The following is a 22,177-nucleotide window of genomic DNA, read 5'->3' on the forward strand; positions in this document are numbered from 1 at the left end:
TGAAAGTCATCAGTTTTTACTTCCGCATTTTAGCTCAATACTGCTGGCGAACGTGAGAACCACAGCAGAGGAACACCATCATGAGCCACGCCAACCCCATCAAACCGAACCGGCTCCAGCAGATCCTGCGCCGTTACTTCAAGCGGATCCTGCCCAGGCCGCTGACTCTGATCGAGGATCCCATGAGCCAGCTCAACCGCCTGATGCAGTGGGACATGCAGCAGATCGACGATCGGGAGTATCGCCGCCGCCTCTGAGCGATCCCCCTCGCCCGGATCGCGCAAGGGAGGGCGCAGTTCGCCAGCGGGCGCAATTGCTTTGCCGGATTGGGTGGTTTACATCGGCGCTGGGCCTGATAGATTGGACGTCTATCCATCTATAACTGCTACCCAGCAACATCCAACAAGGAGTGTGTGATGAAAGATGCGACCCTGGCCCTGCACCACGGCTTTGCCAGCGACCCCACCACCAAGGCCGTTGCCGTGCCCATCTACCAGACGGTGGCCTACGAGTTCGAGAGCGCCCAGCACGGGGCGGATCTGTTCAATCTGGCGGTGCCAGGCAACATCTACACCCGCATCATGAACCCCACCAACGATGTGCTGGAGCAGCGGATGGCCGCGCTGGAAGGGGGCATCGCCGGCCTGGTGGTCTCGGCGGGTTCCGCCGCCATCACCTACGCCATCCAGGCGCTGACCGCCGCCGGTGACAACATCGTCTCCACCCCTCAGCTCTATGGCGGCACCTACACCCTGTTCGCCCACATGCTGCCGAGCTTCGGGGTCGAGGTGCGCTTCGCCAAGGATGACAGCGCCGAGGCCATCGCCGCCCTCATCGACGACAAGACCAAGGCGGTTTACTGCGAGAGCATCGGCAACCCGGCGGGCAACATCGTCGATCTGGCGGTCTTCGCCAAGGTGGCCCACGCCCGCGGCGTGCCGCTCATCGTCGACAACACGGTCGCCACCCCTGTGCTGTGCAAACCCATCGAACACGGCGCCGACATCGTGGTGCACAGCCTGACCAAGTACGTCGGTGGCCACGGCAACTCGCTGGGGGGCGTCATCGTCGACTCGGGCAAGTTCCCCTGGGCGGATCACGCCGAGCGCTTCCCCCAGCTGACCAAACCCGAGCCTTCTTATCACGGGGTGGTCTACACCGAGGCCTTTGGCCCGGCCGCCTTCATCGGGCGGGCGCGCACCGTACCGCTGCGCAATACCGGCGCCGCGCTGGCACCGATGAACGCCTTCCTGCTGCTGCAGGGGCTGGAGACCCTGAGCCTGCGCATGGAGCGCCACGTCGACAACGCCCTGCGGGTCGCCAACCACCTCAAGCATCACCCCAAGGTGGCCTGGGTCAGCTACGCCGGTCTGCCGGGTCACCCCCACTATCTGCTGGCGGAGAAATACATGGCCGGCCGCCCCTCGGCCATTCTCTCGTTCGGCCTGAAGGATGGCTATGAGGCGGGGGTGCGTTTCTACGATGCACTCAAGATCTTCAAGCGGCTGGTCAACATCGGCGACGCCAAGTCGCTGGCCTGCCACCCGGCCTCCACCACCCATCGCCAGTTGAGCGAGGAAGAGCAGGGCAAGGCCGGGGTGAAACCGGAGATGATCCGGCTGTCGGTGGGGATCGAAGCCATCGAGGACATACTGGCGGACCTGGATCAAGCGCTGGAGGCATAAGTCAGGTGTTGAGCGAGCGGGCATCAAGCCCGCTCTTTTTTGGCCAGCGGTGAACCTGCCACCGCGCTGCTGCGTATCACCGCCTTCCGTCACTGCGTCGAGGTTTCCATGATAGTCCTGCACCACCTGAACAAATCCCGCTCCCAACGCATCATCTGGCTGCTCGAAGAGCTGGGCCTGCCCTATGAGATCAAGGCGTATCAGCGCGATGCCACCAGCTTTCTGGCACCGCCCGAGCTCAAGGCCATCCACCCCCTCGGCAAGTCGCCGGTCATCGAGTTCGACGGCCGGGTGCTGGCGGAATCGGGCGCCATCACAGAGTATCTGATCGCCCGCCACGCCCCGGATCGGCTGGCACCGGCTCAAGATAGCCCGGAGTATGCCGAGTACCTGCAGTGGCTCCACTTCGCCGAGAGCTCGGGCATTCTGCCGCTGCTGCTCGACATGTTCGTGCGCAAGGACGGCAGCCCGATGCGCTTTCTGCCGGACTACGCCAAGGCGGAGTGTGCCAAGGTGCTGGGCTACCTCAACGATGTGATGGAGAATCGCCACTATCTGGTGGGGGATCGCCTCTCCGGCGCCGACATCATGAACTCCTTCCTGGTGGATCTGCTGGCACAAAGCGGCCAGCTGGCCCAGTTCCCGCATCTGCAGGCCTACTGGCAGCGCCTCAACACTCACCCGGCCCGCCAGAAGGCGGCGGCGCTGGAGCGCGAACTGGACCGCAGCGCCGGATAAACGGCCGGGCCCGGCGACACCATGCAAAACGCCCCGATCATCGGGGCGTTTTTTTTCTGCTCGACAGCCAGATGATCAGGGCGTGTGGGAAAGGATCCGCGCCACTCTGATTGCGAGGCGCGAGTCCCCTGACTTAAAGCGCGTGGGACAGGATCCTGGCTACCTTGTCCGGATCTATGTCCTGCTGCTCCCCGAGCGCGGTCAGGCCGAAACGCTTGAGATTGGAGCAGATGCCGGGGATGCAGCTCTCGCTCAGACCGTAGTCGGCGAGCCGGGTGCCCACCCCCATCTGCTGGAAGAACTGCTCGGTGCGGATGATCGCCTCCTCGATGCGCAGCGCCTTGTCCTCGCGGCTGGAGTGCCATACCCGTTCCGCAAACTGGGCCAGCTTCTCCTGCTTCTGGGCCGATTGTTCCCGTAGCAGTGAGGGCAGCACTACCGCCAGACTCTGGGCATGATCCAGCCCGTGCAGGGCGGTGAGCTGGTGACCGATGGCGTGGGTGGACCAGTCCTGCGGCACGCCGCGACCGATGAGGCCGTTGAGCGCCAGGCTGGCCGCCCACATCAGGTTGGCGCGCACCTGGTAGTTGGTGGGCTCCGCCAGCGCGCGCGGGCCGTTGTCCACCAGCACCTGCAGCAGCCCTTCCGCCAGCCGGTCCTGCACCTCGCCCCCCACCGGGAAGGTGAGGTACTGCTCGATGATGTGGACGAAGGCATCCACCACCCCGTTGCCCACCTGGCGCGGCGGCAGGCTGTAGGTGGTCGTGGGATCCAGCACAGCAAACACCGGCTGCACCAGCGGGTTCATGAAGGAGAGTTTGGCCTCCCCGCGGCTCACCACGGCGGCCGGGTTGCTCTCCGAACCGGTGGCCGGCAGGGTCAGCACGCAGCCAAGCGGCAGCGCCCCTTTGATGGGGGCCTTGTGCAGCAGGATCTCCCAGGGATCCGCCCCCTCGAAGCAGGCCGCGGCGGCCACGAACTTGCTGCCATCCACCACGGAACCACCGCCGACCGCCAGCAGGAAGTCGATGCGCTCGCGCTTGACCAGGGCCACCGCCTCCATCAGCTGATCATACTGGGGGTTGGCGCCGATACCGGGAAACTCCAGCCACTTCCGTCCCGCCAGCGCCTGGGTCAACTGCTCATAGACCCCGTTCTGTTTGATGCTGCCGCCGCCGTAGAGCACCAGCAGGCGGCTACCGGTCGGGATCAGTTCGGGCAGCTTGGCGATCTGGCCTTCACCGAAACAGACGCGGGTAGGATTGGCATATTGGAAGTTGTACACGGCAGAGCCCTCGGTTGAATGCATGCAGGGGAATTGTGCGCCTGTGGCTCCGGCAGGTCAAAAAACGGGAGCCGGCTATCAGATTGCGCAGCGGGGGGCGGGGCGCCGGAAGGAAGTCGTGCGGCGCCCCCTGTTTCTTTGCCGCTCTGCTATGGTCTCTCTGGGAACCGGGTGCGCAACGCTCAGCGCCCCGCTCCCACCCTCTTCACACTTTTGCTCATAAGGTCTGACACATGAAACTCAAGCATGCATGGATTGCCGGTTTGCTTTCCCTCTCGACCTGTTTGGCGCAGGCTGCCGAGGTGGCAACCGAAGTCGCCACGGCCCCTGGCAAGGCCAACCTGGTGGAGGCCGTCTCGGCCCAGGCCACGGTCACCGCCATCGATATGGCCAGCCGCAAGGTCAGCCTGAAAAATGCCGCCGGCGAGGCGTTCGACATCGTCGCCGGCGAGCAGGTCACCAACCTGGCCAACCTCAAGGTGGGCGACGTGGTGGCACTCCGCTACCTGCAGATGCTGGATCTGGAGCTGCTCAAGGGCACCGCCGGGGTGAGAAAACGCATCGTGGAAGTGGCGGCCGGCAAGGCCGAGGCAGGCGAGAAGCCGGGCGCCGGGATCGGCAAAAAGGTCACTCTCTATGGCGACGTCATCGCGGTCGACAAGGGGCAGCAGACCATCACGGTGAAAGGGGTGGATCACACCCTGGTGCTCAAGGTACACAACCCGGCCCAGTTTGCACTGATCGCCAAGGGCGACCAGATCAAGGCCGTGCAGACCCAGGCGGTGGGAATCGGCATCCTGCCCGAGAAGAAGTAGCGACGGCCTGAGCCGATGCAGCGGCCGGACGCCGTCCGGTCACCAAGGGAGTGGCAGCCGCCCTCCCTTTTTTGCTGCAGTGGTGGCGGCGCACAGCGGCCCGTGCGGCGCCGCATCGGCAACCCGCTCATGGTGCCCGGACAGGGGCAAGTGATTGCCCCCACCGACCATGGATTGCCGTTCGAGTCATCCCGCCGCTCAGGCGCTCTTGGTCTCTTCCTTGCTGCTGCTCTTCTTGCCGGTGAGGCGGTCCATCGCATCTTGCAACATGGCGTCCCGCTGCTCGTTGAGCGGCTTGCTCTGCTCCGCCCGTTCTTCGGCAGTCAGCTGCTTGTTGTCGGCAATCGTCTTGAGCTTCTCTTCTATCTCGTTGAACTTCTTGCGATCAAAGCCGAGCGCCTTGTCCACCAGCTGCTGCATCACGCCGCCCTTGTCGGAGCCGATGTCGAGCGCCGACGGCAGCTTGCTGTTCTTGGCCAGGTGTTCATAGGTCAGCGCCTGCTGGGCCTGGCCAGTGATCCGCTGGGAGGAGAGGTTGACCAGATCTTCCCAGCCGCCACCCTGACCGCTGTCGGCACTGCTGAGGGTGGCGAGGGCGCGGTTGTTGGAGGCGCTCTGGGCAAGCTGCTGGCTGTAGGGTTTGATATCCATGGGGGCTCCAGTCTGCATGCCGATCCGGCATGACGAGGTCGCTGATTCGATGGCATGAGGCGGCAGGCCCCATCATTGGCAATAAAACCAGCAAGTTGCAGGCCAACTTGCCAGATTGGTGCAGATCCCGGCTCGCACGGGCTCGCGAGCTGATCCATGGCCATCCCGACGTCAGAATCATGACGCCACGCTGCCCAATCGGCAGCTTCTGGTGCATATCGCTGCCTTTTTCACGCTTTGCCAGACAAAGCAAAGGAACGACTCATGGATCACAAAACAAACAACCAGCGAGGCATACAATTTCGGCGCACAAAACGACCAGCAAGCAGTGTTATGGATGAAATGTTTGCGTCATCGACCATGAGCAGCACGATCCCCCGGCAGCGTATCGGCGGCCGATCGCTCTGCGGCAGACCTGCATCCCACCGCCTGGCTTTCACTCACAGTTACGCTTCGGGCAATCCCATGAAAAAACACACCTTGAGTCTTCTCTCCGCCACCCTGCTCACCCTGCTTGGCACCAGTGCCGACGCCTGTACCGGCCTCATCGTCGGCAAAGGCGCCAGTGCCGATGGCAGCGTGATGATCGCCAGAAACGAGGATTTTGGCGTCAACAACTGGAACAAGTACCTGGCCTTCCGGCCCGCCCAGCAGAACGAGGGCACAATCTGGAAACTGGGCAACGGGCTGGAAGTGCCGATGCCAAAGGCCTTCTTCGCCTACTCAGCCATTCGTGACTGGGATGCCACAACCAGCGACCCGGCCGGCAAATATTATGAAGAGCGCGGCATCAACGAGTTCAACGTCGCCATCTCGGCCACCACCAGCGCCGAGGTCAACGACAAGGCCCAGAAAGCCGATCCCCTGATCGAGAAGGGGGTCATCGAGGCCATCATCCCGACCCTGATCCTGCCGCAGGCCAAAACGGCCAAAGAGGGGGTCGCACTGCTCGGCCGTTATGTGGAGCAATATGGCGCCGGGGAAGGCAACAGCCTCTATCTGGCGGATGTGAACGAGGCCTGGCTGATGGAGATCGGCTCCGGCCACCACTGGATCGCGGTGCGGGTGCCGGACGACAGCTACGCCATGGTGGCCAACGGCCTGCGCATCCACGGCGTCAATCTCGACGGTGCCGATGTGCTGCACTCGCCCAAGCTGCTGGAGTTCGTGCGCGAGCACAAGCTGCTGGATAACGCCGACCCGAAAGAGTTCAACTTCGCCAAGGCGTTCGGGGTCATTGCCGACCCCTACAACGTGGATCGGGAGTGGCTCGGCCAGAAAATGCTGACCGCCAGCCACCCGCAGCCGACCCGGCAGGCGCAATATCCGCTCTTTATGAAGCCGGATGCTCCCATCGCCGTGCCGGACGTGGCCAGGCTGCTGAGCGCCACCTATGATGGCACGCCGCTGGCCGGCAAGGCGGAGCGGCCGATCCGCATCGACAGGCAACTCGAATCCCACGTCATCCAGTTGCGCAAGGAGATGCCCAAAGAGCTGCAGGGGCTCATCTGGCAGAGCTACGGCGTGCTGGCCGAATCCGTGATGGTGCCGCTCTACAATACTCTGGAGTCCTACCCCCTGCCCTATCGCAGCGGCAGCGACAGCTACTCCGATGACTCCGCCTACTGGCAGTTCCGCAGCCTGACCGCGCTGGCCAGCGCCGATCCGGACAAGTACCTGCCACTGCTGCGCGGCGTCTGGAGCAAGGAGAGCAGCAAGCTCTACCAGGAGGTGGCCCTGCTCGACCAGAGCCTGAAGCAGGCCTATGCCGGCGACAAGGCTACCGCCATCGGGCTGGCCGCCGACTACTCCTATGGCCAGCTGGAGCAGACCTATCAGATGGCCAAAGAGCTGCGCTACAAGCTGATGACGGATCTCACCAAGCGCACCGAGCAGAAGTACTCGCCGGAGGAGTTCAAGAAGATCATGAGCCTGTAATCGGCTCGCCAACGCAAAGAGGCTCCCTTGGGAGCCTCTTTTATTTCGTCAGCTGCAACCATCAGCGACGGCTGATATTGAGCGGGCCGAAGGTCTGCGCCACCGGCATGATCTCGATGCTGTTGATGTTGACGTGGGCCGGCTGTTGGCTCACCCAGAGCACGGTATTGGCGATGTCTTGTGGCTGGATCGCCTGCACGCCCTGATAGACGGTGGCCGCCTTGGCATCGTCACCGTGGAAGCGCACGTTGGAGAACTCGGTGCCGCCGCACAGGCCCGGCTCCACGTTGGTGACGCGGATGGCGGTGCCCGCCAGATCGGCGCGCAGGTTGAGGCTGAACTGCTTCACGAACGCCTTGGTGGCGCCGTAGACATTGCCGCCCGGATAGGGGTAGGTGCCAGCGATGGAGCCGATGTTGATGACGTGGCCGCGATTGCGCGCCACCATCCCCGGCAGCAGCAATCGGGTGAGCAGGGTCAGACCGCTGATGTTGGTGGCGATCATCTGCTCCCAGTCTTCCAGATCCGCCTTGTGGGCCGGCTCCAGCCCCAGCGCCAGCCCGGCGTTGTTGACCAGCAGATCCACCTCGCGCCACTCGGCCGGCAGCCCGTCGATGGCGGCGCGGGTGGCCGCCTTGTCCTGCACGTCGAACACCAGCGGCAGGAACTGCGCACCCAGCTCGTCGGCCAGCGCAGCCAGCCGTTCGCCGCGGCGGCCGGTACCGATCACCCGGTAGCCCGCCTGCACCAGCTGACGGCTGATGGACTCACCAAACCCGGACGAGGCGCCCGTTACCATTGCTATCATCTGAACCTCCATATCTACAGCGCTATTGTTATTTATCTGTTTGAAATCAATCTGATTCATTCATCGCTCAATTCACGTCCGGTCGCCCTGCGCCAGACAAACACCAGCAGGTGGAGCAGCAACAGGCCCGATCCCCCCAGCGCGAACAGCAGGCCGGTGAGGGCGTTGACCGAGGTGTCGGCGCCACACCACCACCAGACCAGCCAGCCGACCAGGCCGATGACGAAGGTCTGGCCGGCGCAGACCGGGCAGCGCCCCAGCTTGGCCTTGATGGCGGTGGCGAGGCAGTTGTCGCAGCTCATCCCCTCTTCCTCTCTCAGCTCTGCTTCAGCGCCAGTACCAGCCGGTGGGCGTGCTGACCGTGACCATAATAGTCCGGCAGCTTCTGTCTGGGCCGAAAACCCAGCTCGCGATAGAGGGCCTGCGCCTCTTCATTGGCATCGCCGACCTCCAGCCGGATCGCCCCCCAGCCGGCCTCTTTGCCCTCCTGGATCACCTGCTCCAGCAAGCGGCGGGCCCAGCCTTGCCGGCGGATGGTCCAGCGGATGGCGAGGGTCTGGATGATCAGCCGATCCCAGCCCCTGTGCTCCAGCAGGCAGAGGTAGCCCATCAGCTGCTCCTGCTGGTCCAGCACCAGCAGGGTACGCCCCTTGGCGTGGGTCAGCAGATAGTGCCAGCGGCTGCGGCCAAAGGCGACTTCGGGGGGAAAACAGTAGCGTTCCAGCTTAACGATGGCGCCCAGATCATCGGTCCGGGCCGCGCGCACGGTCAACACGGGGAGTCCTTGTTCGGTTATTTATCTTCATCACCAAAAATGCGACTTGTATCACAAGTTACCAAGACGGCATATTAGGCACTGTAACCTCTTGTTTCCCCTCGCGCCATTGTCGTGCTTGTCGGTGCATCGAAGCCCACTGGGGATCCTGCCATTCAAGGCAGTTTCATCTGTGGAGCCGAAAAAATGAGTACCTACGTCATCGTCGAAGAGCCGGGCGACTGGCCTTGCCATGCCGATTATCTGCTGACCGCCCGCACCTACCTGCAACACGGGGTGCCCACCACCGGCGGCCGCCCCCGCATCATCAACCTCTGCCGCAATCTGGAGCACCTCAGTGCCGGCTACTACTGCTCGCTGCTGGCCCAGGCCCGCGGCCACCACTGCCTGCCGGGTTTGCAGGCCATCAGCCAGCTGCAACCCCAGCAGCCGCCGGCCAAGCTGTGGCGCAAGCTGCAGGGCTGGCTGGCCCAGCAGAGTGAGGACCGGATCCGGGTGCGCGCCATCTTCGGCCAGTGTGAGCAGAGCGAGCTGGCGGGGCTGGCCCGCTACTACTACGGCCTGAGCCAGCTGCCGCTGCAGGAGCTGACCCTCAAGCGCGGCCGCCACGGCTGGTCGGTGCGCCAGCAGCAGAGCCTGTCACCGCTGGAACTGAGCCCAAGCGAGAAAGAGTTGATGCTGCACCACGCCCAGGCACTGGTGGGCACCGGCGACGAGGAGCAGGCGGCGCCGCTCTATCAGCTCGCCATTCTGGTCGACCCCAACGACGGCCGCGCCAGCAGCGATGCCCTGGCGCTGGAGCGCTTCATCCAGGCGGCCGCCGCGCAGGGGATCCGGGCCGAGATCCTGGCGCCGTCCGCCATCGAACGGCTGCCGGAGTTTGACACCCTCTGGCTGCGCTCCGAAACCGCGGTCGGCCACTACACCTTCGAATTTGCCCGCCGCGCCGAGCAGCTCAAGATGCCGGTGATCGACAGCTCCCGCGCCATCCTCGCCTGCAGCAACAAGCTCTACCTCTACGAGCTGATGGTACGCAGCGGCGTGCCCATGCCACCCACCATGGTGGTGACCCGCCGCGGCCGCCACCACGTGGATGAACTGGTGCAGCGGCTCGGCCTGCCGCTGATGGTGAAGGTGCCCGACGGGGCGCAGGGACGCGATCTGGCCATGGCCAGCGACGAGCTGCAACTGGCCCGCCTGCTGGATGAGGGGCTGGCCCGCTCCGCCCTGCTGCTGGTGCAGAGCCGGATCCCCGCCGAGTTCGACTGGCGCATCGGCTTTCTCGACGGCTCGCCGCTGTTTGCCTGCCGCCGTTTCCGCCCCGAGCCCGGCAACCGCATCCGCCGCCGCAAGCACCCCCTCGACATGAGCCGCATCGAGGCGCTGCCGCTCAACGAGGTGCCGGAGCGGGTGCTGCAAACCGCCCGCCGCGCCGTCCATCAGCTCGGCAACGGCCTGTTCGGGGTCGATCTGCGCCAGCAGGGGCGTGACTGCGTGCTGCTGGAAATCATCGACAATCCCTGGATACGTGGCGATATTGAGGACAGAGAGGCAAAGGACCTCTACGAGCGCCTCGCCCGGGCCTTCCGCCAGCGGCTGGAAAACCGGGGGCAGAGCGCGGCCGGATAACAAGCATCGATAGCAGAGGTGGATATGATGACGACTGATTGGTGGGACATAGCGCCCCTTGGCTGGGAGAACATCCTGGTCTGTCTGGTGTGCGGCACCCTGGTAGGGCTGGAGCGGCAACTGCGCGGCAAGCCGGTCGGCATCCGTACCTCCTCGCTCATCATCCTCGGCACCTACTGCTTTCTTGCTATCGGCGCCGCCGTCAGCCCCCAGAGCGCCGATCAGGCGCGGGTGCTGGGCCAGCTCATCACCGGCATCGGCTTTCTCGGCGCCGGGGTGATGATGACCCGGGATGGCCAGGTACTGGGGGTCACCTCCGCCGCCACCGTCTGGATGCTGGCCGCCCTCGGCGCCCTCATCGGCATGCAGATGCTGCACCAGGCACTGCTGCTCACCGGCGTCACCCTCTCCATCCTGGTGGGGGTGGACTACCTGGAGACCAGCTTCAAGAGCCTGCGCCGCGGGGTCCACAACCGGTTGGAGAGCTGGCGCCACGGCAATGGCCACGGGCAGGCCGCCCCCCATCAGGACGAGCTCGGCAGCGGCATCGAGAAGTAACTTCCCCCATGAAAAAAGGGCTCCATAACGGAGCCCTTTTTGTTGCCAGCCTCGCTTAGCGCACCAGCAGGAAGCGGCCGCTCAGCGGCGGCAAGTCCACCGTCACGCTGTTGCCACCGATGGCCAGGCTCTCGCCGCTTTGCAGATCCACCAGGGCACTGGCACTGCGCAGCTTGCCGACAGGCACCGCGTAACTCTGGGGCGTGCTTGAGACGTTGAGCAGGTAGACTACTTGCTCCGCCGCCGTCTGTTTGATGTCGCCATAGACGCTTCCCTCGGCCACCAGCTTGACCCGCTCCCCCTGATAGAGGGCGGGGTGGGCGGCGCGCAGGGCCAGCAGCTGGCTGAGCCACTGTTTCAGCTCACTCTGCTCGCTGCTCGGCACGAAGCCGGTGGCACCTGGCACCTTGCCATCGCTGCGGGCCACGTGATCGTCACAGAGCCCCTGCGCGGCGCAGTCGCCACCCATCTGCTGGGCAAAGCCCGGCACTTCGTCGCCAAACTCCTCGCCGTAGTAGAGGGTGATGGGGCCGGAGCGGGCCGCCAGGAAGCTGAAGGCTGCTTTGTGGCGCTGCCAGTAGTCCGCCGGATTGAAGTTGCCGCGCTCCAGCAGATCGCCGAAGCGCACCAGATCGTGGTTGCCCAACATCAGGTTGGGCATGGCGTGGTTCGGGTAGTTCTCCACCTTGTTCCAGCTGGCGTCGAGCACGCTGGCCCCCTGCCCGCCCTTGCCGGACTCCTCCACCGCCAGCGCCTGCACCAGGCCGTAGCGCAGCGGGAAGTCGAACGCCGAGGAGAGTGCCGGGTTGTCGCTCGGCCCATACGCTTGGGCGCGGATCTCGTCGGCGCCCTTCCACACCTCGCCCACCATGTAGCCGAGGGTACCCCACTGCTGGCCGGCGGCCTTGCGCGCCGCGCTAGCCCGCTCCACTTCGCTGCGAATGGCGCGCCAGTCGTCGAGACCGAGCTGATAGGCCTGATCGAGGCGCCAGCCGTCGATGCCGTACTGCTCGACCCAGTAGCGGGCTACCTCCTTGAAGTAGGCGAGGCTCTGGGGCTGACTGTAATCCACCAGCTGACCGGGATAACCGGCCCCGCCGCTCTTGAGGGCGGGCAACCGTCCCTCTGGCGAGGGCTTGCTCACCCCCACCTTGTTGACGTGGCCGAACACCCCGTCGAGGAAGACGTAGAGGCCGCGCTGATGTGCACCGTCCACCAGCTGCTTGAGCTGGACGTTGCTGCCGAAGTTGGGGTCCACGTTGAAGAAGTCACAGGCGAAGTAGCCGGTGGCATCCAGCTTGTCGTCACCGCCTTGCCCCGCGCAGGAGTCAAACACCGGGGTGAGCCAGATGGCGTTGACGTTGAGGCTCTTGATGTGGTCCAGGCTGTCGATGATCCCCTGCAGATCGCCGTTGTGCTGGGAGGGGCCGTAGCCGACGCCGTAGTTGGCGCTGCCGTCGCCGTCGACGAACGACTCCACCATCACCTGATAGGTGCGCAGATTGCAGGCTGGCTGATCATTGCCGTAGCAGGCGCGGCTGGCGGTGGCCGGCGGCGGGTTGGTGACCGGGGGCTGCTGGGGCTCGCTGGAGCCGCTCCCGCCTCCGCTGCCGCAAGCCGTCAATAACAGGGCGGCCCCGATGAGGCCGCCATGGCGCAACGTTCCTTGTTTCATTGTTATGTTCCCGCTGTGGTGGTATTGGCGCCCAAAGCGCCACACTGGGGCCATGATAGCGGCCCCGCCCGCACCGGTCTGTGACTGAAAACGTTACCTGGCTCAGTCGGTTGGCGCGCCGACCTAGAGCACACCGGCCGAGGCGAAACGGTAACTGACCGAGAGCCAGTAGGCGCGACCCGGCTCCGGAATCCGCCCCACCTGCTCGTAGCCCAGCCCGGCCTGACTGGCGTGCACCGACTTGGAGAGGTGCTCGTAGTAGAAGGTGTCGAACAGGTTGTCGACCCCGGCTGCCAGCTGCCAGCCCGGGTGAAACTGCCAGGCGGCGCTCAGGTTCATGGTGAAGAAGCCCGGCGTCTCCCCCTGATCCTGGCCGGCTACGGTGCCGGAGCCCACATCGACCCGATCCTGCGCGGCCACGGCGCGGCCAAGCAGAGTCAGGTTCCACGCCTCGGCCGGCTGCCAGCCCAGCGCCAGCTTGCCATCGAGCGGCGGCATCTGGGCCAGCGGCTGGTGATCGCTCTGGTTTTCGCCGTAGACCACCGCCAGACCGCCATCGAGGCGCCACTGCTCGGCAAACTGCCAGCGCCCTTCCAGCTCGCCACCGCGGGTCTGGGCGTCGATGTTGCGTACCTTGTTCGACTTGTTGTTATAGAGCAGGTAGTCCTGAATGTCGGCGCTAAAGAGGGAGAGGGTCAGATCCAGTTCGCGGCTGCGCAGGGCCAGCCCCGCATCCCACTGGCGGCTGCGCTCCGGGTTGAGGGTGAAGGGCACGCTGTCCTTGCTGCGCTCCCAGTAGTCCGGCGCCCGTTTTGCCTGGCCCCAGGCCAGGTAGCTCGACCAGGCCGGCGACCACTGGTATTCATAGCGGCCAAAGCCGCTGTCCAGGGTCAGGGTATCGCTGTAGAGGGTCTGCTCCCCCGCGCCGTAACGGGTGGTCTCGACCCTGTCCTGCCGGTAACCCCCCTTGTAGCTGTGGGCCCCCTGCTGGCGGCCCAGCTCGGCAAAGCCGCCCTGCTGCTCGAAGCGCAGGGTGCGCTGACGCGGCTGGCTAGCGTAATCCACCCCGCTGCGGGCCCTGTGCTGATCCCGGTTGGCATCGAGCCCGGCGGTCAGCAGCCAGTCGGCTGGCAGGGCGATGTCGTTGGCCCAGCGCCCGCCGGTGTTGCGCCGGTCCGGGTTGGAGAGCATCTTCATGCCGCTGTTCGGACGCAGGCTGAAGTTGTCCATGATGTGGTCGATGTCATTGTCCCACAGGGTCAGCTCGCTGCGCTGCCAGTGGAGGCTGATCTGCTCCTGCCTGAGCTTGAGGCCGAAGGATTCGCGGTCGAACATGGGGCCGTCCATGGTGCGATCCGCATAGGCGGCGCGGGCGTTGCTGCGCTCGGCGGTGAGTTCGAGCCAGGTGTGCTCACTGGGCGTCCAGCCAAGCTGGGCGGTGCCGTTCTCGCGCCGGTAGAAAGAGCGCACCTTGTCGCCGTGGCCGTCCTGATAGTCATCGCTGTCGGAGTGGGTGAACTGGCCGCGCAGATAGCCTTGCGGCGCTCCTACTGTGGCATCCAGCATCTGGTCGTCGCGCCCAAAGCTGCCATAGAGCGCCGATGCCTCGGCCTTGACGCCGGGGGCGGTGAACTCTGGCCTGTCCCGCTCGAACAGCACGGTACCCGCCAGGGTCGCCCCCTGTTCGAGGGATTGCGGCCCCTTCAGCACCCGGATCCGGTCGAAAGATTGAGGAAAAACGTAGGCGGTGGGGGGGTCCATCCGGCCGCCGCAGCCACCGGCCAGCATGCCGCCATCCATCTGCACGTTGAGGCGGGACATGCCCATCCCCCGCAGCACGGGATCACCGCCCAGCCCCCCCTTGCGCACCATGCTCATGCCGGTGACGTTCTTGAGGTAACCGGCACCGTCGGCCGCCGGCATGGGGGAGCCCGGTTTCTTGGGATCCAGGGTCACCTCGAGGGTGCTGGCGGGGCGACTGGCAACCACCACCATGGGCTCCAGTTGCTGGACCGGCTCCTGGCCGGCAGCGCCGTGACAGGCAAAACCGCCCACCAGCAGGGCGAGCGGGGTGCGCATATGACAAGCCATACTCTTTCCTTATCTCTTTGTTTATTTTGTTTTTTTTAATTTCAATCGACAAACCATTCAGTTGCTGGAAGGTTTGCCGTCAGGCTGCAAAAAAGGCCTGCGGCGCGGTGGCGGCAAGCCCTCAGAGGCGAAGCCAAGCTAGGGTTGGCAAAATGTTGCGCAGGTTTTACCCAAATTGGGTGAGGAAGGCAAACGCTCAAACATTCCCATTACAGGAATCTTGGAGTGGTTCACAAAAACAGGGAGTTAGCTGAACGCTTCCCGCTCGTCGATGGGCTTGATCAGGTGATAGACCTCGTGGGCCGACAGGATGCAGCCGGCGGGCCACTCCAGCTGGTGGTGGCGATTGATGAAGACCCGGGCGCAGCGCCGCTCCGAATCCAGCGCCGCGAACAGCGGCTGGGTGCGCCAGGGGGTCAGATCCAGCGCCCCCGTGGTACCGTCCGAGAGCACCACGAACAGGCTCCACCCTTGCAAATATTCCACATCGATAAAGACCGGCATCCCTTCGGCTCCGATTGAGAAAATTCGGCGCCATTATAGATAAGCCCCCCGCACCGCTTTGCCGGCAGGATCACAGTTTTTCCAGCCGTTTATGCTGTCTTCGATCCCTGCGCGCCCTCACATAAAAATCATAAATCGTGCCAAAACATCCTTTTAAACAGCACCTACACGCAACCTTTCCCCGGGCCCGCTGTCATAACCCTGCAATATAAAAACAATGCGCCCGTGGACGGGTGCAAACAGGCTTGTAGGAACAACAATGACCACTATCAGACGATGGCTGGGACCGTTTTGGCCCATCGCCGTTTTTTCATTGATCGCGCTAGTCTCTCTCTCCATCAGCCGGCTCGCGCTCGGCCTCTGGCAACTGGAGCGGGTCGACGCCGTCGCCGGCTGGCAGGAGATGCTGCTGCAGGGGCTGCGGGTCGACTTCGCCACCCTCTGCTGGCTGTGGGGCGTGCCCGCCGTGTTCACCCTGCTGCTGGCCGGCCCCCATACCGTGGGCCGTGCCTGGCTGCAGTTCATCCGGGTCTGGCTGACCCTGGGACTCTGGCTGCTGCTCTTCCTGGAGATCTCCACCCCCTCCTTCGTGACCGAGTACGGGGTGCGGCCCAACCGCCTCTACATCGAATACCTCATCTATCCCAAAGAGGTGTTCGCCATGCTGTGGGCCGGCCGCAAGGGCGAGCTGCTGCTGGCACTGCTGTTCAGCGGCGCCGCGCTGGCTGGCGGCTGGTGGCTGAGCGGCCGCTTGCTGCGCGGCATCAGCTTCCCGCGCTGGTACTGGCGGCCCGCCTTCGCCCTGCTGATCCTGGCCATCGGTTTTCTCGGTGCCCGCTCCAGCCTGGGTCACCGTGCCCTCAACCCGGCCATGGTGGCGTTTGCCAGCGATCCGCTGGTCAATGCGCTGACCGTCAACTCCTCCTACTCACTGTTCTTCGCCATCAAGCAGATGCGGGCCGAGGAGGATGCCGGCCAGTTCTACGGCGAGCTGCCCCGTCAGCGCATTCTGGATCTGGTTCGCCAGGAGAGCGGGCGTGAATCCCACGAATTCAGCTCTGACACCCTGCCCAGCCAGACCTTCAACGAGGCCAGCTACGGCGGCAAGCCGAAGAACCTGGTGATCCTGTTGCAGGAGAGCCTGGGCGCCCAGTTCGTCGGCTCCCTCGGCGGCCTGCCGCTCACCCCGAACATCGATGCCTTGTCGAAAGAGGGTTGGGCGTTCGAGCAGCTCTACGCCACCGGCACCCGTTCGGTGCGCGGCATCGAGGCGGTGCTGACCGGCTTCACGCCGACCCCGGCCCAGGCCGTGGTCAAGCTCGGCCGCAGCCAGACCAACTTCTTCACCATCGCCGATCTGCTCAAGCAGCGGGGCTACGACACCAGCTTCATCTACGGCGGCGAGAGCCACTTCGACAACATGCGCAGCTTCTTCCTCGGCAACGGCTTCACCACCATCGTCGAGCAGAAGGACTTCAAGAACCCGGTGTTCGAGGGCTCCTGGGGCGCCTCTGACGAAGATCTGATGGCCAAGGCCGACGAGACTTTCCGGGCGCTCAGCAAACAGGGCAAACCCTTCTTCAGCCTGGTGTTCAGCTCGAGCAACCACGATCCGTTCGAGTTTCCCGACGATCGCATCGCCCTCTATGAGCAGCCCAAGCAGACCCGCAACAACGCCGCCAAGTACGCGGACTACGCCATCGGCGAGTTCTTCAAGAAGGCGAAGCAGTCGGACTACTGGAAGGACACCCTGTTCCTGGTCATCGCCGATCACGACAGCCGGGTCAGCGGCGCCAGCCTGGTGCCCATCCCCCGCTTCCACATTCCGGGAGTCATAGTGGGTGACGGCATAGCGCCGAGACAGGATCCGCGCATCGTCAGCCAGATCGACATGGCGCCGACCCTGCTCTCCCTGATGGGGATCAGCGCCGACTACCCCATGCTCGGCAAGGATCTGACCCGCATGCCCGCCGACTGGCCGGGGCGCGCCATCATGCAGTACGACAAGAACTTCGCCCTGATGCGCGGCAAGAACGTGGTGATCCTGCAGCCGGAGCGGGCGCCAGAAGGCTTCATCTATGAGGATGCGACAGAGACGCTCACCCCGGCGCCGCAGCCGGCCACCATGAAGGATGCCGCCCTCGGCCTGGCGCTGTGGGGCAGCCTCGCCTACCAGCAGGGGCTCTACCGGACGGCGCCGGATACCCGCACCGTGCTGAACTGAGCGCAATAAAACAAAACCCGCCGATTGGCGGGTTTTTTGTAGGAGGCTGGCGGGGCGTCAGGTGTTGAGGAAGCAGGGCAGCGAGCGGCTGAACTTGTGCTCGAACACCAGCGAGGTCTCCAGGTGCACCACCTCTTCGCGGGAGGTGAAGTGATCGAACACGAAGTTGCGCAGATGCTCGGTGTCGGCGACGCACAGATGCACCAGAAAGTCATCCTTGCCGCCCATGTGGAACAGGCTGATCACCTCGGGCAGGGCCAGGATGGCGTCGCGAAACGCATCGATGATCTGGCGGCTGTGGCGGGCCAGCTGCAACGACACCATGGCCTGGATGTGACCGCCGAGGGCCTGGTAATCCACCTCGCAGTGGGCGCCCTTGAGCACCCCGTCCTGCTGCAGCTTGCGTACCCGTTCCAGACAGGTGGACGGCGCCACCCCGACCAGCGCGGCCAGATCCTTGTTGGTCATGCCCGCATCGCGAAACAGATGGGCCAGGATATCCAAATCCAGTTGATCCAGGTTTCTCATCTTTACTCCTTGAACCGCTCAATTTTTTAGACTCTGCCCGTAAACCGGGCCGAACACAACGCAGATTGACATCGGGACCGCGCCCCCTATGCTTTGGCGCACTCAAAACCGGGTCAGGCCCGGCTTGCTTCGCCGTTGCTGGCGTCATAAGGATCTTTATGCACCCGTCTCACCCCTTCTGGAGCCAGGAAGTCCCCCGCGTCGATGGCCAGCTGCTGCTGACCCCCTGCCCCGGCACCCAGCAGGTGGCGCTGCCGCTGGCAGTGGGCCAGCTCAAGCTGGCCGGGGCGCACGGCGTGCTGACCCTGATGACCGACGCCGAACTGGCCCGCCTCGAACTGGGCACGCTTGGCCAGCAGATCGAGGCCGCCGGCATGCGCTGGTTCCAGCTGCCCATCGAAGACGATCAGGCTCCCGATGCCGCCTTCGAGGCCACCTGGCGGCGGGCTCTGCCAGCCCTAATCGGATTGCTGCGGGACGGCAAGCACCTGGTCATCCACTGCAAGGGCGGCAGCGGCCGCACCGGGCTGGTGGCGGCGGCCCTGCTGATGAGTCTGGGCCAGCCCCAGCAGGAGGCGATGGCCGCCATCCAGGCCCACCGGCCCAAGGCCTTCACCCTGGCCTGCCACCGCCAGTGGCTCGACGGGCTGGCGGCACGGCTGGCCGAGGGCGACTGAGTCAGCTCCTACCTCGACGGCGAGTTCTGCTGATAGGTAAACACCTTGCCGATATCCTCGACGCGATAGCTGGTGAGCTGATAGACGTAGTAGTTGAGCCAGTTGGAAAACAGCAGGTGACCGTGGCTGCGCCAGCTGGCACGCGGGGTCCGGGTCGGGTCGTTGTCCGGGTAGTAGTTGACCGGAATGACGGGCTCAAGCCCGGCGGCCAGATCCCGCTGGAATTCGCCATCCAGGGTCAGCGCATCGTATTCCGGGTGACCGGTGACAAACACCTGACGACAATCCTTGGTGGCCGCCAGATAGACCCCGGCCTCTGCCGATTCGGCAAAGATCTGCAGATCGGTGTGGGCGCGGATGAGATCCCCGTCGAACGCCGCATAGCGGGAGTGAGGCGCCACGAACTCATCGTCGAAGCCGCGCAGCAGCGGTTCGTGCTCGTCGAGCCGGTGGTGGCGATAGACCCCGGACAGCTTCTCGCCGTGGGTCTGCTTCTCCATGCCGTACAGGGCTTTCAGCGCCGCCTGCACCGCCCAGCAGAGGAACAGAGTGGAGGTCACGTGCTGATGGGACCACTCGATGATCTCGACGATGCGTGGCCAGTAGACCACCTCCTCGAACTCCACCAGCCCGAGCGGCGCCCCCGTGATGATCATGCCGTCGTAGTTGTTGCCGCGTACCTGTTCGAAGTCGTGATAGAAGTTCTCCAGGTGCGCCTGGGGCGTGTTCTTCGACTCCCGATCGTCGATGCGCAGCAGATCCACGTCCACCTGCAACGGCGAGTTGGAGAGCATCCGCATCAGCTGGATCTCGGTTTCAATCTTCTTGGGCATCAGGTTGAGGATCAACACCCGCAGCGGGCGGATGTTCTGGGTGACGGCCCTGGATTCCGTCATCACGAAGATGTTCTCCTGCCCCAGCACTTCGGCGGCGGGTAACTGATCCGGGATCTTGATCGGCATGCTTACTCCCTGTACTGCATCGGTAAATATGTCTGGACATCCAGAAGCCTATAATAAAGCACCCACCCTGTCATCAGATACCTTTTGTATTCACCCCCACCTTTGACTAGCATACGGCTCAGTGTGTCTCTCGCATCCAAGACAATGACAGGTATCAAGATTTCAGTAGACCGGCTGCAAGTCGGCAATTACGTTTCTCTGCCACTTGGCTGGCGCGAACACCCCTTCCTGTTTTCCAGCTTCAAACTCAAGAATGAAGAGGAGATCGAGCTCATTCGCCGGCTCGGTCTCAAGCTCGTCACCATCATCCCCGACAAGAGCGATGCGCCGCCCAAACCGCTGAACCAGATCCAGGCCCAGCCGGTGGAGGCGCCGGATACCTCCCAGCGTCAGGCCGAAATGCAGTTGGAGAAGGAGCGCCGCATCGAGCAGCTGCAGCAGTATCGCCGCGATCTGCAGCAGTGCGAGAAGCAGTTCCAGCAGTCGCTGGCCCAGGTACGCAACGTGATGAGCAAGATCCAGTCCCGCCCCCTCAATGCCATCGGCGAGGCGCAGGAGCTGATCAACGCCATGACCGAGCAGCTGCTGTCGGTGGACGAGATGGTGCTGCACCTGGTCTCCGACAGCGAGGATGGCAACAACCTCTACTTCCACTCCCTCAACGTCAGTGTGCTCAGCATGCTGCTGGCCAAGGAGTGCAACATGTCGGCCGACGAGATCCGCCAGGTCGGCATGGGGGCCCTGCTCCACGACATCGGCAAGTTGAAGATCCCGAGCCAGATCCTGCGCAAGACCGAGCCGCTCACCAAGCCGGAGCAGAACCTGATGGCCCAGCACCCGCGCTACGGGCTGGATCTGCTCAATCTGGCCAAGGACTTCCCGGCCGAGGCGAAGGGCATAGTGCTGCATCACCACGAATACCTGGACGGCAGCGGGCCGGAGGGGCTCAAGAAGGGGCAGCTCGACCCGCTCACCCAGATTGTGTCGCTGATCAACGAGTACGATAACCTCTGCCACATGCAGGCCAAGGTGCCCTACTCGGCCCTGAGCGGCCTCTACAAGCAGCGCAAGGCCCAGTTCAATCCTGAGTATCTCAGCATGCTGATCCGGCTGATGGGGATCTACCCGCCCGGCAGCGTGGTGCAGCTCTCCAACGGCCAGGTGGGGCTGGTGATGTCGGTCAACGCCTCCCGCCTGCTCTACCCCTCGGTGCTGGTGTACGATCCGCGCATCCCGCGCCAGGAGGCGGCCATCATCGACCTGCAACAGGCCGAGCTCTCCATCGCCAAGGTGATCCATCCCAAGCGGCTGCCGCCGGCGGTGTTTGAGTACCTCAACCCGCGCACCCGCATCAGCTACTACTTCGAACACACCAAGCCCTGATTGTCCCGGCCACCCTGGTGGCCGCCCCAGTCCAGCCGTCAGCCCCGAGGAGCCCGCCATGCGCATCGAAATCATCAGCACCGGAGACGAGATAGTGACGGGCCTGGTGGTGGACACCAACGCCGCCTGGCTCAGCGCCTTGCTGCTGGAGCAGGGCTGGCAGGTGCGCCGCCGCGTTACCGTGGGGGACAACCTCAAGGACTTGAAGGCCGTGCTGGCAGAGAGCGCCAGCCGCGCCGAGGTGGTGCTGGTGTGCGGCGGGCTCGGCCCCACCGCCGACGATCTCACCGCCCAGGCGGCAGCCGAAGCCTTCGACCAGCCGCTCACCCTGTTCCCGGACTGGCTCGCCACCATCGAAGCGCGCTACGCCAGCCGCGGCAGGCCCATGCCCGCCAGCAACGCCAAACAGGCCTGGCTGCCACAGGGGTGCGAGATCCTCGACAACCCGGTCGGCACCGCCTGCGGCTTTGTTGTCACCCCCACAGGCCACCAGGGCCCAAGCCGGCTCTTCTTCACCCCGGGCGTGCCGTTCGAATTCAAGCAGATGGTGCACGAGCAGATCATGCCGCGCCTCAAGGTACTGGCCGGCGAGCAGACCGACACCGAACTGCGCCGTTTTTATACCTTCGGCGTCTCGGAGTCGGCCCTCAGCGACATGCTGGATGCCGCGCCCTGGCCCGCCGGCATCGAGCTCGGCTATCGCTCCTCCATGCCGCTCATCGAGCTGAAGCTTATTGGCCACGGCGCCAGCGCGGCGGACATGAACGCCGCCGAGGCGCGGCTGCTCGCCGCCATCGAGCCCTGGCTGGTAGGACGGGGCGATAAGGAGCCGGCGCGGCAGATCCTGGATCTGCTGGGGGGTAAACCGCTGACGCTGCAGGAGGGGGAGAGCCGCGGCGCCCTGCTGGCCATGTGCCACCCGCATCCCGCCCTGACGGCCGGCTTCAGCCACGCCCTGGCCCACGAGCTGGCGCAACTGGCGGCGCCTGCAGCCCCCCTCAGCCTGACCATAGGCAACTCGGGCCCGGACGGCGTGCCGTTGCTGCTCTGTGTCGACGGGCAACTGCACGGCCAGACCCTCAAGGTCAGCCATCCGGATCCCGACAGCGGTCGCAGGATCCTCGCCTTCGCCGCCCTCGACATGCTGCGCCGCCAGCTGCAGGGGCTGCCGGTGCTCGGCGACTACCGCACCCTGGCCCGCACCGCCAGCCGCTAACGGCCAGCAGCAGCCAGGTTCTCACCCCTCGCGGG

Annotated in this window: 21 protein-coding genes; 11 read left to right on the forward strand and 10 right to left on the reverse strand. The window is 64.5% G+C overall.

What is annotated here, in order from left to right; all coding sequences use genetic code 11:
* The first annotated feature begins 80 nt into the window (after nucleotides 1-80).
* From OKC29_RS05075 to OKC29_RS05085, 3 genes are all read left to right on the forward strand, one after another.
* On the forward strand, nucleotides 81-257 hold the full coding sequence (locus tag OKC29_RS05075) for a hypothetical protein (protein ID WP_073348768.1): 177 nt from the start codon (nucleotides 81-83) through the stop codon (nucleotides 255-257).
* A gap of 159 nt (nucleotides 258-416) precedes the next feature.
* Nucleotides 417-1,685, forward strand: a complete 1,269-nt coding sequence (locus OKC29_RS05080; protein ID WP_073348767.1) for an O-acetylhomoserine aminocarboxypropyltransferase/cysteine synthase family protein — start codon at nucleotides 417-419, stop codon at nucleotides 1,683-1,685.
* Between the two features lie 108 nt (nucleotides 1,686-1,793).
* A complete protein-coding gene (locus OKC29_RS05085) occupies nucleotides 1,794-2,423 on the forward strand; it encodes a glutathione S-transferase family protein (RefSeq protein ID WP_162275588.1) in 630 nt (209 codons plus the stop codon).
* Nucleotides 2,424-2,556: 133 nt separating this feature from the next.
* On the opposite strand, the gene OKC29_RS05090 is transcribed toward OKC29_RS05085, so the two are convergent.
* On the reverse strand, nucleotides 2,557-3,732 hold the full coding sequence (locus OKC29_RS05090) for an iron-containing alcohol dehydrogenase (RefSeq protein ID WP_073348765.1): 1,176 nt from the start codon (nucleotides 3,730-3,732) through the stop codon (nucleotides 2,557-2,559).
* Between the two features lie 209 nt (nucleotides 3,733-3,941).
* Between OKC29_RS05090 and OKC29_RS05095 the strand changes: the two genes are divergently transcribed.
* A complete protein-coding gene (locus OKC29_RS05095) occupies nucleotides 3,942-4,523 on the forward strand; it encodes a hypothetical protein (RefSeq protein WP_011704476.1) in 582 nt (193 codons plus the stop codon).
* A 198-nt stretch (nucleotides 4,524-4,721) separates the two neighbouring features.
* Here the strand turns inward: OKC29_RS05095 and OKC29_RS05100 are convergent, their stop codons facing one another.
* A complete protein-coding gene (locus tag OKC29_RS05100; protein ID WP_073348764.1) occupies nucleotides 4,722-5,174 on the reverse strand; it encodes a hypothetical protein in 453 nt (150 codons plus the stop codon).
* Between the two features lie 465 nt (nucleotides 5,175-5,639).
* Here OKC29_RS05100 and OKC29_RS05105 point away from each other — a divergent pair, with 465 nt between their 5' ends.
* Nucleotides 5,640-7,112 carry a C69 family dipeptidase gene (locus tag OKC29_RS05105; RefSeq protein ID WP_123784998.1) on the forward strand — a complete coding sequence of 491 codons (1,473 nt, stop codon included), beginning with the start codon at nucleotides 5,640-5,642 and terminating at the stop codon, nucleotides 7,110-7,112.
* Nucleotides 7,113-7,173: 61 nt separating this feature from the next.
* On the opposite strand, the gene OKC29_RS05110 is transcribed toward OKC29_RS05105, so the two are convergent.
* From OKC29_RS05110 to OKC29_RS05120, 3 genes are read right to left on the reverse strand one after another with little or no spacing between them, the layout of a single operon-like run.
* Entirely contained in the window at nucleotides 7,174-7,920 is a 747-nt protein-coding gene (locus OKC29_RS05110) for an SDR family oxidoreductase (protein ID WP_073348762.1), read from the reverse strand.
* 56 nt (nucleotides 7,921-7,976) lie between these two features.
* Nucleotides 7,977-8,222, reverse strand: a complete 246-nt coding sequence (locus OKC29_RS05115) for a DUF3624 domain-containing protein (protein WP_011704472.1) — start codon at nucleotides 8,220-8,222, stop codon at nucleotides 7,977-7,979.
* A 14-nt stretch (nucleotides 8,223-8,236) separates the two neighbouring features.
* Nucleotides 8,237-8,695, reverse strand: coding sequence for a GNAT family N-acetyltransferase (locus OKC29_RS05120; protein ID WP_073348761.1), 459 nt, complete (start codon nucleotides 8,693-8,695; stop codon nucleotides 8,237-8,239).
* Nucleotides 8,696-8,881: 186 nt separating this feature from the next.
* Here OKC29_RS05120 and OKC29_RS05125 point away from each other — a divergent pair, with 186 nt between their 5' ends.
* Both OKC29_RS05125 and OKC29_RS05130 read left to right on the forward strand, forming a co-directional pair.
* Nucleotides 8,882-10,324 (forward strand): RimK family protein, encoded by a 1,443-nt coding sequence (locus tag OKC29_RS05125; protein ID WP_073348760.1) that lies wholly within the window; start codon nucleotides 8,882-8,884, stop codon nucleotides 10,322-10,324.
* A 24-nt stretch (nucleotides 10,325-10,348) separates the two neighbouring features.
* Nucleotides 10,349-10,882 (forward strand): MgtC/SapB family protein, encoded by a 534-nt coding sequence (locus tag OKC29_RS05130; protein WP_024946077.1) that lies wholly within the window; start codon nucleotides 10,349-10,351, stop codon nucleotides 10,880-10,882.
* A 55-nt stretch (nucleotides 10,883-10,937) separates the two neighbouring features.
* On the opposite strand, the gene OKC29_RS05135 is transcribed toward OKC29_RS05130, so the two are convergent.
* From OKC29_RS05135 to OKC29_RS05145, 3 genes are all read right to left on the reverse strand, one after another.
* Nucleotides 10,938-12,557 (reverse strand): alpha-amylase family protein, encoded by a 1,620-nt coding sequence (locus OKC29_RS05135; protein ID WP_182859678.1) that lies wholly within the window; start codon nucleotides 12,555-12,557, stop codon nucleotides 10,938-10,940.
* Between the two features lie 123 nt (nucleotides 12,558-12,680).
* Nucleotides 12,681-14,648: a TonB-dependent copper receptor gene (locus tag OKC29_RS05140; RefSeq protein WP_073348757.1), complete on the reverse strand. Its 1,968-nt coding sequence runs from the start codon at nucleotides 14,646-14,648 to the stop codon at nucleotides 12,681-12,683.
* 246 nt (nucleotides 14,649-14,894) lie between these two features.
* Nucleotides 14,895-15,152: a DUF2442 domain-containing protein gene (locus tag OKC29_RS05145; protein ID WP_011704466.1), complete on the reverse strand. Its 258-nt coding sequence runs from the start codon at nucleotides 15,150-15,152 to the stop codon at nucleotides 14,895-14,897.
* 259 nt (nucleotides 15,153-15,411) lie between these two features.
* Between OKC29_RS05145 and OKC29_RS05150 the strand changes: the two genes are divergently transcribed.
* Entirely contained in the window at nucleotides 15,412-17,376 is a 1,965-nt protein-coding gene (locus tag OKC29_RS05150) for an LTA synthase family protein (RefSeq protein ID WP_073348756.1), read from the forward strand.
* Nucleotides 17,377-17,433: 57 nt separating this feature from the next.
* Here the strand turns inward: OKC29_RS05150 and OKC29_RS05155 are convergent, their stop codons facing one another.
* Entirely contained in the window at nucleotides 17,434-17,904 is a 471-nt protein-coding gene (locus tag OKC29_RS05155; RefSeq protein ID WP_011704464.1) for an Lrp/AsnC family transcriptional regulator, read from the reverse strand.
* Between the two features lie 158 nt (nucleotides 17,905-18,062).
* Here OKC29_RS05155 and OKC29_RS05160 point away from each other — a divergent pair, with 158 nt between their 5' ends.
* Nucleotides 18,063-18,581: a cyclin-dependent kinase inhibitor 3 family protein gene (locus tag OKC29_RS05160; protein ID WP_162275586.1), complete on the forward strand. Its 519-nt coding sequence runs from the start codon at nucleotides 18,063-18,065 to the stop codon at nucleotides 18,579-18,581.
* Nucleotides 18,582-18,589: 8 nt separating this feature from the next.
* On the opposite strand, the gene metA is transcribed toward OKC29_RS05160, so the two are convergent.
* Entirely contained in the window at nucleotides 18,590-19,543 is a 954-nt protein-coding gene (gene metA, locus OKC29_RS05165) for a homoserine O-acetyltransferase MetA (protein ID WP_073348754.1), read from the reverse strand.
* A 144-nt stretch (nucleotides 19,544-19,687) separates the two neighbouring features.
* On the opposite strand from metA, the gene OKC29_RS05170 reads away from it, so the two are divergent.
* Together OKC29_RS05170 and OKC29_RS05175 are read left to right on the forward strand one after the other, a co-directional pair.
* Nucleotides 19,688-20,926, forward strand: a complete 1,239-nt coding sequence (locus OKC29_RS05170) for an HD-GYP domain-containing protein (protein WP_162275585.1) — start codon at nucleotides 19,688-19,690, stop codon at nucleotides 20,924-20,926.
* Nucleotides 20,927-20,984: 58 nt separating this feature from the next.
* Entirely contained in the window at nucleotides 20,985-22,142 is a 1,158-nt protein-coding gene (locus OKC29_RS05175; RefSeq protein WP_073348752.1) for a competence/damage-inducible protein A, read from the forward strand.
* The last annotated feature ends 35 nt before the right edge of the window (nucleotides 22,143-22,177 follow it).

The sequence above is a fragment of the Aeromonas sp. QDB34 genome (assembly GCF_027705405.1).
Classification (GTDB): Bacteria; Pseudomonadota; Gammaproteobacteria; order Enterobacterales; family Aeromonadaceae; genus Aeromonas; species Aeromonas hydrophila.

Excerpts from the sequence above, each read along its gene's own strand:
- OKC29_RS05075 (WP_073348768.1), top strand. The coding sequence starts at position 81 with ATGAGCCACGCCAACCCCATCAAACCGAACCGGCTCCAGCAGATCCTG.
- OKC29_RS05080 (WP_073348767.1), top strand. The coding sequence starts at position 417 with ATGAAAGATGCGACCCTGGCCCTGCACCACGGCTTTGCCAGCGACCCC.
- OKC29_RS05085 (WP_162275588.1), top strand. The coding sequence starts at position 1,794 with ATGATAGTCCTGCACCACCTGAACAAATCCCGCTCCCAACGCATCATC.
- OKC29_RS05090 (WP_073348765.1), bottom strand. The coding sequence starts at position 3,732 with ATGCATTCAACCGAGGGCTCTGCCGTGTACAACTTCCAATATGCCAAT.
- OKC29_RS05095 (WP_011704476.1), top strand. The coding sequence starts at position 3,942 with ATGAAACTCAAGCATGCATGGATTGCCGGTTTGCTTTCCCTCTCGACC.
- OKC29_RS05100 (WP_073348764.1), bottom strand. The coding sequence starts at position 5,174 with ATGGATATCAAACCCTACAGCCAGCAGCTTGCCCAGAGCGCCTCCAAC.
- OKC29_RS05105 (WP_123784998.1), top strand. The coding sequence starts at position 5,640 with ATGAAAAAACACACCTTGAGTCTTCTCTCCGCCACCCTGCTCACCCTG.
- OKC29_RS05110 (WP_073348762.1), bottom strand. The coding sequence starts at position 7,920 with ATGATAGCAATGGTAACGGGCGCCTCGTCCGGGTTTGGTGAGTCCATC.
- OKC29_RS05115 (WP_011704472.1), bottom strand. The coding sequence starts at position 8,222 with ATGAGCTGCGACAACTGCCTCGCCACCGCCATCAAGGCCAAGCTGGGG.
- OKC29_RS05125 (WP_073348760.1), top strand. The coding sequence starts at position 8,882 with ATGAGTACCTACGTCATCGTCGAAGAGCCGGGCGACTGGCCTTGCCAT.
- OKC29_RS05130 (WP_024946077.1), top strand. The coding sequence starts at position 10,349 with ATGATGACGACTGATTGGTGGGACATAGCGCCCCTTGGCTGGGAGAAC.
- OKC29_RS05135 (WP_182859678.1), bottom strand. The coding sequence starts at position 12,557 with ATGAAACAAGGAACGTTGCGCCATGGCGGCCTCATCGGGGCCGCCCTG.
- OKC29_RS05140 (WP_073348757.1), bottom strand. The coding sequence starts at position 14,648 with ATGGCTTGTCATATGCGCACCCCGCTCGCCCTGCTGGTGGGCGGTTTT.
- OKC29_RS05145 (WP_011704466.1), bottom strand. The coding sequence starts at position 15,152 with ATGCCGGTCTTTATCGATGTGGAATATTTGCAAGGGTGGAGCCTGTTC.
- OKC29_RS05150 (WP_073348756.1), top strand. The coding sequence starts at position 15,412 with ATGACCACTATCAGACGATGGCTGGGACCGTTTTGGCCCATCGCCGTT.
- OKC29_RS05155 (WP_011704464.1), bottom strand. The coding sequence starts at position 17,904 with ATGAGAAACCTGGATCAACTGGATTTGGATATCCTGGCCCATCTGTTT.
- OKC29_RS05160 (WP_162275586.1), top strand. The coding sequence starts at position 18,063 with ATGCACCCGTCTCACCCCTTCTGGAGCCAGGAAGTCCCCCGCGTCGAT.
- metA (WP_073348754.1), bottom strand. The coding sequence starts at position 19,543 with ATGCCGATCAAGATCCCGGATCAGTTACCCGCCGCCGAAGTGCTGGGG.
- OKC29_RS05170 (WP_162275585.1), top strand. The coding sequence starts at position 19,688 with ATGACAGGTATCAAGATTTCAGTAGACCGGCTGCAAGTCGGCAATTAC.
- OKC29_RS05175 (WP_073348752.1), top strand. The coding sequence starts at position 20,985 with ATGCGCATCGAAATCATCAGCACCGGAGACGAGATAGTGACGGGCCTG.